Source organism: Solemya velesiana gill symbiont (genome assembly GCF_002020805.1).
Lineage (GTDB): Bacteria > Pseudomonadota > Gammaproteobacteria > Chromatiales > Chromatiaceae > Sedimenticola_A.
Genome location: NZ_MPRJ01000121.1, coordinates 1 through 2,982, shown reverse-complemented (window position 1 = coordinate 2,982; position 2,982 = coordinate 1). Strand labels below are relative to the sequence as shown.

Here is a 2,982-nt window from a genome sequence, read left to right as displayed (position 1 = left end):
AACTGGAAAAAGAAAGTAATCTCAGGCCATAATCCGGCTATCTAGGCGGGTCAATATTAGATGCAAAACCTGGGTCAGTTTTAACTGCAAATCAACACCATTAAAAAAGTATGACGGAAGAAACAACAACAAAGGAAGTCACTCCTGAGGAGTACGCGACTGCCTTTAAAGGCAAAGAATCGGAAGCGTTAAAGCAAGCTCTCGACATAAGAAAGTTCGAGATCGAGCTATATTGGAAACGCGCAACGTACTTCTGGACATTCATCGGGGCAACTATGGCTGGATTTCTTGCCGTCCAATCGTCCTCTGCACAAAACAAGCAAGATCTTGCTGTAATCCTCTCTTGTCTTGGTATGGTGTTTTCTTTTGCTTGGGTATGCGTCAATCGTGGTAGTAAATTCTGGCAAGAGAATTGGGAAAAGCACGTCGACGTACTAGAAGATAAAGTGACGGGGCCACTCTACAAAATAGTTATGTCCAGAAATACAATGAGAAAATTCAGTGAAAAGGCTGTTCATCTAGTAACTGGACCATCATCAATTTCTGTGTCAAAGATTAACCAAATTATCAGCCTTTATGTGTTCTGTCTTTGGCTTTGTTTGCTGGGCTATTCGCTACCGGAGTTCAGCTTAGAAAGTTCCGTGAATTGGTTTTATGTTGTTTTGCTGTCATTAAGTGTAGCCTCATGCATACTGTTTTTGTGGTTGGGTCGTTCTTATGGCGGTGGTTACTTCCATACAGCAAAGCTCCGTAAATCCAGAGTCAAAAATGGCTAACAAGGAAATCACGCGGAAGTCAAAATCTCCGCTTCGCGCCGGTTTTGCCTCCGGTGTTTGCGGCGTTAGCCCTTACAACAACAACGCATCAGCAAGGATAGAAGATGAAGATCAAGTCAGTACGTGTTGAGAATTTCCGAGGATTCAAAGACGAAACAGTCTCCTTTGATAATTATTCTTGCTTTGTTGGTCCAAATGGTGCTGGTAAATCGACAATTCTGGCTGCAATGAACGTTTTCTTCAGGCAATTCAAAGATTCTAAGACAGACCTGAGCAAACTCTCTGCAGATGATTTCCACCATAAGAACATAAATAAGCCGATTAAGATAACAGTTACTTTTTACAAGCTTTCAGAGCAAGCGAAATCGGATCTATCTGATTATGTTCGGCAAGACACACTAATTGTCTCTGCAATAGCTAAGTATGATTCAGTTACGGAACGGGCAGAGGTCCGTCAGTTTGGAAGCCGGTTAGGTATGGGCGAATTTCGGCAATACTTTGAAGCCGAAAAAAATGGTGCAAGCGCTGCGAGGTTAAAAGAGATTTTTGCCGAACTTAAATCGAGTTACCCCGGGATAGAGGACGCGAAGTCAAAGGCAGCAATGGCTACTGCCTTACAAGACTTTGAATCGAACAGCCCAAGCTTGTGCTCTCTAATTCCAAGCGAAGATCAATTCTATGGGGCCACTAAGGGGGCAAACAGACTAGCTCCCCACCTTCAATGGGTATTTGTACCTGCTGTTAAGGATATTACCGAAGAAAGCCAGGAATCGAAAAACTCTGGCTTGGGTCAGCTACTAGCTAGAACTATTCGATCAAAGGTGGATTTCACAGAGAAGGTATCAAAACTTCGAGATGCCCTAAGGAAGGATTATCAAGAGATGCTTGATGCTGAGCAATCCGTGTTGGACGGACTATCTGGGTCAATAGAAATGAGGTTAAAAGACTGGGCGCACCCAGAGGCAAGCGCGAAGGTATTATGGAAGCAAGACTCCGAAAAATCCATAAAAGTAGAAGAGCCATGGGCCTACATTAAAGTTGGTGAGCGTGGTTTTGAAAGTGAACTGGCTAGGTTTGGGCATGGTATGCAAAGATCGTTTATGCTCACGCTTCTTCAGGAGCTTGCAAGCATAACCGATGAAAATGCTCCAACATTGATATTGGCAATAGAAGAACCTGAGCTATACCAACATCCACCACAAGCGAGGTACCTAGCTGAAGTACTACACGATCTTGCAGTTGATGATGCGCAAATTATCGTTTGTTCCCACAGTCCTTTATTCATCCCTGGTGATGATTTCGAAACAGTAAGGGTGGTTAGGGAGTCAGGAAAACCGTCATACTCCACAGTTTCCCAGCTGTCATATCAAGACCTATCAGATTCCCTTCATAAGGCAGGGCAAAAGCTACTTAAAGAGACTGGAATGCTGGCAAAACTGTTTCCATCTCTTAGCCCAAGTATAAATGAGATGTTTTTCTGCAAGGTACTCATTCTTGTTGAAGGCTTAGAAGATGTCGCTCACATCACATCATATATCTCACTTCTTAAACTAATGACCCAGTATAGAAGGCTTGGTTGTCACATAGTGCCAACAGGAGGTAAAAGTGAAATTATTAAACCACTTGCTATGGCTAGACAGCTTAAAGTTCCCGTCTATGTTGTTATGGACGCAGATACAGATGCCGAGCGAGAGCATCATATAAACATGCATAAAAAGGACAATGCATCGATACTGTCGCTAATGGGGCACGTGGATATAGATGAATGGCCCGATAAGCACGCCTGGAAAGCAGATCTCACGATGTGGGAACACAATCTCACTAAGACGGTAGAAGAAGAAATCGGTGATAACTGGAAAGCTCATGTCGATGCTGCAGCGGCATACTATGGGCAGCCAGGTGGTTTAGATAAGAATCCGCTCGCTGTCTCGCGAGCGTTAGAAGGCGCTTGGAATAATGATGAAAAATCAGAGTCATTAAAAAAGTTGGCGATGAACATAATTACGTTTGCTGAAAAAGCACTTGAGAGCTAACAAGAATTTCAACCACGCGCCTTATTATTGACGCATTAAGATCTCAACTTAATGATGAAGAAAAAATAATAATGGGCGGTTTCAAGTAATAACTGCAATTCAATTAGGCAGCAAGCAAATCCACTTGCCGCCCCATAAATAATTCATTCGGTGATCGATAGCCCCTTGTGGCT

The 2,982-nt window shown here is 43.2% G+C and carries 2 protein-coding genes; both read left to right on the top strand.

The features are described 5' to 3' along the window. Positions 1–110 precede the first annotated feature (110 nt). Entirely contained in the window at positions 111–776 is a 666-nt protein-coding gene (locus tag BOW53_RS12540) for a RipA family octameric membrane protein (protein WP_078488307.1), read from the top strand. Positions 777–880: 104 nt separating this feature from the next. After that, complete coding sequence (locus BOW53_RS12535; protein ID WP_078488306.1) at positions 881–2,809, top strand: ATP-dependent nuclease; 1,929 nt, start codon at positions 881–883, stop codon at positions 2,807–2,809. Positions 2,810–2,982 lie beyond the last annotated feature (173 nt).

Excerpts from the sequence above, each read along its gene's own strand:
- BOW53_RS12540 (WP_078488307.1), top strand. The coding sequence starts at position 111 with ATGACGGAAGAAACAACAACAAAGGAAGTCACTCCTGAGGAGTACGCG.
- BOW53_RS12535 (WP_078488306.1), top strand. The coding sequence starts at position 881 with ATGAAGATCAAGTCAGTACGTGTTGAGAATTTCCGAGGATTCAAAGAC.